The 6,614-nt window shown below is 62.2% G+C and carries 9 protein-coding genes; 2 read left to right on the top strand and 7 right to left on the bottom strand.

Annotated features, from left to right (window positions below):
- Positions 1-57: 57 nt before the first annotated feature.
- Entirely contained in the window at positions 58-819 is a 762-nt protein-coding gene (locus tag A11A3_RS11755) for an alpha/beta fold hydrolase (protein WP_008929524.1), read from the bottom strand.
- A gap of 120 nt (positions 820-939) precedes the next feature.
- On the opposite strand from A11A3_RS11755, the gene A11A3_RS11760 reads away from it, so the two are divergent.
- Complete coding sequence (locus A11A3_RS11760) at positions 940-2,142, top strand: helix-turn-helix transcriptional regulator (RefSeq protein WP_237738861.1); 1,203 nt, start codon at positions 940-942, stop codon at positions 2,140-2,142.
- 10 nt (positions 2,143-2,152) lie between these two features.
- On the opposite strand, the gene A11A3_RS17275 is transcribed toward A11A3_RS11760, so the two are convergent.
- The 6 genes from A11A3_RS17275 to A11A3_RS11790 all read right to left on the bottom strand — a co-directional run bounded on the left by A11A3_RS17275 (position 2,153) and on the right by A11A3_RS11790 (position 5,743).
- A complete protein-coding gene (locus A11A3_RS17275) occupies positions 2,153-2,653 on the bottom strand; it encodes an NUDIX hydrolase (RefSeq protein ID WP_008929526.1) in 501 nt (166 codons plus the stop codon).
- Positions 2,653-3,009, bottom strand: a complete 357-nt coding sequence (locus A11A3_RS11770; protein ID WP_008929527.1) for a gamma-glutamylcyclotransferase family protein — start codon at positions 3,007-3,009, stop codon at positions 2,653-2,655. The genes A11A3_RS17275 and A11A3_RS11770 overlap by 1 nt, the downstream gene beginning before the upstream one ends.
- 17 nt (positions 3,010-3,026) lie before the next feature.
- Positions 3,027-3,929 carry an endonuclease/exonuclease/phosphatase family protein gene (locus tag A11A3_RS11775; RefSeq protein WP_008929528.1) on the bottom strand — a complete coding sequence of 301 codons (903 nt, stop codon included), beginning with the start codon at positions 3,927-3,929 and terminating at the stop codon, positions 3,027-3,029.
- A 12-nt stretch (positions 3,930-3,941) separates the two neighbouring features.
- On the bottom strand, positions 3,942-4,586 hold the full coding sequence (locus tag A11A3_RS11780; protein WP_051011805.1) for a thiol:disulfide interchange protein DsbA/DsbL: 645 nt from the start codon (positions 4,584-4,586) through the stop codon (positions 3,942-3,944).
- A 188-nt stretch (positions 4,587-4,774) separates the two neighbouring features.
- Positions 4,775-5,422, bottom strand: a complete 648-nt coding sequence (locus A11A3_RS11785; protein WP_008929530.1) for a c-type cytochrome — start codon at positions 5,420-5,422, stop codon at positions 4,775-4,777.
- Between the two features lie 27 nt (positions 5,423-5,449).
- Entirely contained in the window at positions 5,450-5,743 is a 294-nt protein-coding gene (locus tag A11A3_RS11790; RefSeq protein WP_008929531.1) for a c-type cytochrome, read from the bottom strand.
- A gap of 175 nt (positions 5,744-5,918) precedes the next feature.
- Between A11A3_RS11790 and yihA the strand changes: the two genes are divergently transcribed.
- Positions 5,919-6,563 (top strand): ribosome biogenesis GTP-binding protein YihA/YsxC, encoded by a 645-nt coding sequence (gene yihA, locus A11A3_RS11795; protein ID WP_008929532.1) that lies wholly within the window; start codon positions 5,919-5,921, stop codon positions 6,561-6,563.
- The last annotated feature ends 51 nt before the right edge of the window (positions 6,564-6,614 follow it).

Consider the following 6,614-nt stretch of genomic DNA (forward strand, 5'->3'; position numbering starts at 1 on the left):
TCAAGCAGGGAGAAACCGGCCAGTAGCGGCCGGTAGCAGGGCTTTAAGGCAGGAGCTTCAGCCGGCCACGGCGTCCAGTACCCGGGCAAACAGCGCCCGGAACGCCTGTGGCTGATCCAGTTGCGGGAAGTGCCCGCTACCGGCCAGATGCCACTCGGTGACACGCCCTTCGCAACGGGCTCTGGCCACATCACCGATCAAATCACCGTTGATGGCATGCAACGGACACTGCAATTCGGCGAAAGCGGCCTCCGGCGACCATCTCAGCAGGTCAGACCACAATGGCAGCATGGCATCCGTGGGGGAGGCGGCCATGTCCTCCGCCAGGGCCTGCCGGGTCGGCGCATTCATATGCGGCCCGCCATTCGCCTCCACCAGGTCCGCCATGGCGGCGCCAAAATCCGCGTGGAACGGCTGTTCGATCTGCCGGGCGGTCTCTTCATCCACGTCGCCGTAGGGAATCACGAAAGTATCCACCAACACCACAGCGGCCACCGGCATGCGCCGGGCCGCCTCCAGCACCACGGCACCGCCCATGGAATGCCCCACCAGTATCGGCTTGTCGATGCCCTCCAGCGCCGCCACCAACGCCTCCGCCAGCCCGGTCACGGTCCACGAATCCAGCGGAATATGCCGGGACGCGCCGTGCCCGGGCAGGTCCGGCGCCAGCAAGGTCACGCCCTCGGGCGGCGTCGCCAGCACATCGGCCCACTGCCCTGCCCGGCAACTCCAGCCATGCACCAGTACCACGGTCTGCTCGCCCTGGCCGGCCCGACAGGTTTCGAGCCTGTGCGGCCCCAGCCGCGTTGTTTCACTCATCATTCACCTCTGTGTGTTTATGTGTTTGATTTGTGAAGTCATTCCTTCACTTTTTTCCTTTTGAATGGCGATGCGGTAACTTAACCCTACCCCTGACAAATAAACAATTTAGCAATGACAATGCCTGCCCTTGACGGCTTGCAGGGCTCGGCGCGCGCCGATCTGCTCGATACGCTCTATGAAGCCCCCTGCAACCCGGACGTCTGGTCGCAGTTTCTGGGAAAGATGGTGAATGCCACCCGATCCCGCTCTGCCCGTATGCTGGTCATGGACCGGCAGGCACAAACCGTGCTGTCCAGCATCAAGCACAACATTGATGATCGCGCTCACCAGGATTACGTGGCCCACTACGTCAATGCCTGCCCCTGGCGCCCGGAGCTGAAACACAAGGCCGCCGGCCAGCTTTACTCCACCTATCTGGATTTCTCCTGCCCCCAGAAACGCTTCTACCGCACGGAGTTCTACAACGACTGGGCTCGCCAGCAGGATATTCACCACGGCGTCTGCGGGACGGTCTGGCAGGACGACGACTACACCATTCAACTGCTGATTCAGCGCACCGGCGGGCAAGGCCATTACAACGGCGATGAGACCGGTCAGATCAACGGTATCGTCGCGCACATGCGGCGGGCACTGCGTTTGCAAAGCCAGACCCATGCGCTGGAACAACAGCGCCAGGGGCTGGCCGATGCCCTGGATATTCAGCCCTATCCCTTTGCCCTGCTGACCCGGCAGGGCAAGCTGGTTCATATCAGCAACGATGCCCACCAGCGACTGCTGGAGCACCCTCTGGCCTCGCTGCATAACGGTTATCTGACATTGAGGTCCCGGCGTCTGCAGGGGCAGCTGATGGCGCAACTGCAACAGGTCACCCGGCCAGACCCGGCACAGCTTGGCGATGGCGGGCTGATTACCCTGCATGGCGAAAACGGCCAGCCTTTGCGCTGCCTGATTGCCCCTCTGCGCCCGGACCATACGCCGGCGCCACTGTGGCAAGCTTCCCCCCAGGCTCTGGCCATTATCTATCTGTATGACGCCCAGGCCGAGATTGAGATTGACCTGCAATCGCTGATGACGCTGTTTGAGCTGTCGGAAGCAGAAGCCCGCGTGGCCGCAGGCATTGCCAGGGGGTTTGCCCCCCAGGAGCTGGCCCGGGAGTTCGGGCTGTCCCATCACACCATTCGCACCCAGCTCAAGGCCGCCTTTCACAAGACCGGCACTAACCGTCAGAGCGAACTGGCAAAGCTAGTACTCACCTCCCCGGCAACACGGCGCTGGAGACGGCCGCCCATTGAGCTATCCGCCACCTCGAAAGCCGGCTGAACTCCCTCCATTAGCGCGAGTCACGGTCCAGCAGCGTCTTCAGTAGCTGTTTGAACTGATCGTACTGATAAGAGAAGCGCCACTGGTCCCGCGGGATATCCTCGCTGCGCCACCAGCCCAGTGCACCGATTTCATTGCGTCCCGAGACAGGCACCGGCGGCGTCCCCTCGGGCATGGCATGGGGGTAGCAGCGATAAACGTGCAGGCCATTCTTCATCACCGCCAGGCGTCGCCCGACGCTCACATCCAGGCCGCTTTCTTCCCAGGTTTCCCGATGGGCGGTGCACTGGGCCAGCTCGTCGTCCTCACGGGTGCCGCCGGGCAGGTCCAGCTTGTCGTTGCCACGCAGGCGCACCAGCAGCACCTGGTCGCCGCGCAGAATCAGGCAGCCGGCATTGGCCTTGCGGGTATCCAGGGTTGCCGGGCGGCGGTCACAGGGCGGCGCCTCACCGCTGCGGGCAAGGGCGGCGAGGGGAAGCAGGCAAAGCAGCAGGCAGAGCAGGGTTTTCATCACACCTCCCGGCGGTAACCATCAGGCCAGCGGCCTGCCTCCAGTGTACGAGCCCGGCGCGGTCGGCGCTGCAACACGTACACCACCGCCCGCCCCCAGGGCGTTACCAGCCACTCGCGCCGATAGACCCGCGGCACCTCTTCCAGCCAGTCCAGCTGCGCCATGATCGCCGGGCTCACCCGGTACAGCTCACCCTGCACCGCCGTATTACCGGGCCGGTACAGCCCCGGATAGGCGCCCAGGTCAAAGAAAGCAAAGCACGGCGGCGTCTGCCAATCCCCCAGGTACTGGCCTCGCTTGAGAAAATGATGGTTGCGCTCACCCCGCTTGAGGGTGCCGTAGACAAAGACAAGCATTTCCGTCGTTATAATTATTAATTGATCAGCGGCAGCCGGTGCTCCAGCGTGGCCGCCACCACCTCATCGGGCACCACCACTTCCGTGGCCAGCGGCAGGTGATCAGACAGGCGGCAGTCGCTGAGTACGCGGGTATGGCGGCTTTCCAGGCCCGGTGACAGCAGGATGTGGTCAATGTGCCGGTCCGGTGACCAGCTCGGGTAGGTGAGCAGGTTGTCTGCCTGCACGCTTTGCAGCCCCAGATCCGCCAGCGGCGAGGCCGCCAGGTGCTCCAGCCGGCAGTTGAAGTCGCCCATCATGGCCACGTACTTGTAATCGCCCAGCAGGCGCGTCAGATAGGCCAGCTGGGTGTTGCGGATCTTTTCGCCCAGGGCCAGGTGCGCCACCACCACCACCAGCGGCTGCACCGGGTGGCCGTACTTGATGACGATGGCGCCACGACCGGGCAGGCCCGGCAGGCGATGGTCGGTGACTTCGAAGGGAATCTGGCGGCTGAGAAAGCCGTTGCTGAACTGGCCCAGCCGGCCCAGGTTGCGATTGAGCTGCTGATGCCAGAAGGAAAAGTCGCCTTTGGAGGCCAGATGCACCAGCTGGTTCATGTTCCGTGAACGCAGGCTGCCGCCATCCACCTCCTGCAGGCCCACCACATCAAAGTGGCGAATCACATCAGCGATCTGTTCGATGGTTTCCACGCTGCGCGGATGCGCTACCAGGTGCTTCCAGCTGCCGGTGATGTAATCACCGAAGGCCTGGCTGCCGATCCCCGCCTGGATGTTGAAACTGAGCAGCTTCAGTGTTTCGCCATCCAGCGACACTTCTCGCACCCGGCGGGTCTTGCGTTTGCCCTGCCGGGCGAAGGAAAAGCCCGCAGGGCGGGCTTTCCAGTCTCGGTAGGCTGTTCTGGCACGATCGAGCAGCATGGTTTACCCGTTTTACTGGGACGCCAGGTCTTTCTTTTCCTTGGCGGCCAGGTATTCGATCACGTCGTACAGTTCCTTCTCGTCCTTCAGGTTACCACGCAGCACCAGGTACTTGCCGTTAACCACGAAGTTGGGCACGCCCGGGATCTTGTAATCGCGGCTCAGGGCATCCGCCTGACGGATCTTGGTGGACACGCCGAAGGAGCTGTAGAGCTGGTTGAATTCTTTCGGCTCCACCCCGTACTTGCGGAAGAAGTTGGCCAGGGCCGGCTCGTTGAACAGCGGCTCACGATGCTTGTGAATGGCATCGAAGATCGGACGGTGCATCTGGTCCACCAGCCCCAGGGCCTCTTCCACGTAGTAGGCACGGGCCAGCGGCTCGGCATTGTGCAGGAACAGTACCGGGGTGCGCTGGAAATCGATGTAATCGGGCTTGGTCTTCAGCCACTCTTCCAGGCCGGGTTCAACGGCATAACAGTGGGGGCAGACGTAGGAAAAAAACTCCCGCACTTCCACCTTGCTGGGGTCGTCCACGGTACCGGGCACATCCAGAATCTTGTAATGGGTGCCAACCGCAAAGCGGGCATGATCCTCGTCAGCCATAGCACCACTTGCCATACCCAGGCAAAGCAGCAAAGCCGTAACAATGCGAAGCATTCTCTTCTCCTTATTGTGTGTTGCACGCCTGTAGACAGTCAGGATAGCGTTTTTCTCCCTGATGAAGGTGAATTTTCCACGTCAGCGGCCTTCACCACCTGCCCACTCGAACTCGCCGGGCTATCTTTTCACGTCGCCCACAAAAAAGGCAGCCCGCAGGCTGCCTTTTGTACAATCGGTAACCGGATTTACTCAGAAAGCCCGGAAATGAAGCTCGCCAGCGCCCGAATCTGGCGGTCCGAGAGGCCGGCGGCCACGGTCTGCATCATGCCCACCGCATCGCCATCGGCATCATTGGTACGTTTGACCACGTTGTCACCCAGGTCATTACGGCCGGCGGCCCGGAAGGCGCGCAGCTGGGCCTCGATGTACTCGGCATGCTGGCCGGCCAGGCGCGGGAAGCGGGCGGCATCCACCCCCTGCCCGGCGGGGCCATGGCAACCCGAGCAGGCCGGCTGGTTGTGGGCCGGATCACCGCCACGGTAGAGCCGCTCGCCCTGCTCCACCCATTGCGGGTCAGCCTGGCCGGTGGTGCCGGTCTGGCTGGCGTAATAGGCGGCCAGATCCTGCATGTCCTGCTCGGACAGGCCCGCCACCATGCCCTTCATCACCGCATTGTCGCGCCGGCCGGCCTTGAAGTCCTGAAGTTGCTTGACCAGATAGGGCGCCCCCTGCCCGGCCAGTTTCGGGTACATGGCCGCCGGCGCATTGCCATCCGGCCCGTGGCAGGCGGCACAGGCCGCCGATTTGGCCTTCCCCGCTTGCGCGTCACCGGCGGCGAACGCCGGGGCGGCAAGCACAGAGCACATAAGCACAAACAGTTTCAGCAACTTCATGGCTTATCCTTTTGTACAGTCTTGTCGTTATTTGCTCTTGGACATGTACTTGATCAGTGCCCGGTACTCCTCATCAGAGCAATCGTTGCACATGCCTCTCGGCGGCATGGCGTTGTAGCCTTCCTTCACGTGCTTGAGCAGGGTATCCATACCCTTGGCCAGACGCGGCTTCCACTCCGCCTCATTGTGAGAATGGGGCGCACCGGCGGCACCGGTACTGTGGCAGAAAGTACAGCTGCTGTTATAGCGATCTTCGACACTGGCCCCGTGAGCGGCGCCCACGGTCGCCACCATGGCGAGACCGGCTATAAACCCTTTCATAAACTATCCTCTGTTATGCTGGCGTGGCGTTGCCTTTGCTGGCGAACCCTTGTAGAACGTCCGCCCAGCAGGACGGTCGCTGGCAGACGTTTCTTATACTACGGTCTGAATACCACGGATCAAGGACAGCAGGCCAGCCCCTTTATAGCCATCACATTACAGAGCGAAAACGGTTATGCCCCAGCATCCGATGGAAATTGTGCTTCATCAGGCGCGCTTTCTGCAAAGCGCCCAGCGTCTGGACCAGTGTCCGGCGGATGAGGGGCTGGAAGTGGCCTTTGCCGGGCGCTCCAATGCCGGCAAGTCCAGCGCCATCAACCGCCTGACCAGCCAGCGCACCCTGGCGCGCACCTCCAAGACCCCGGGCCGCACCCAGCTGCTCAACTTCTTCGAGCTCGACGAACACCGCCGCCTGGTGGATCTGCCCGGCTATGGCTACGCCAAGGTGGCCAAGACCAAGCGCAACGAATGGCAGCAACATCTGGATCACTACCTGGCCGAACGCCAGGCGCTGGTGGGGCTGGTGCTGATGATGGACATCCGCCACCCACTCAAGGATTTCGATCTGCTGATGCTGGAGTGGTCCGCCCAGGCGGAGATGCCCATCCACATCCTCATGACCAAGGCCGACAAGCTCAAATTCGGCGCTGCCAAGAACACCCTGATGAAGGTCAAGAGCCAGCTCAGCAAGCACCCGGCGCCGCTCAGTCTGCAGCTGTTCTCGGCCACCAATGGCACCGGCTGCGACGAGGCCTGGGACAAACTGGGGGAATGGCTGGAAGTGGGGTCTGACCTCGGACGTCCGACATCTGACGTCTGACGTGCGACTTTCCTGCAGGCAAAAAAATCCCTGGCAGCAATCTTGGGGGAA

Origin of the sequence: Alcanivorax hongdengensis A-11-3, assembly GCF_000300995.1 — a bacterium.
Taxonomy (GTDB): domain Bacteria; phylum Pseudomonadota; class Gammaproteobacteria; order Pseudomonadales; family Alcanivoracaceae; genus Alcanivorax; species Alcanivorax hongdengensis.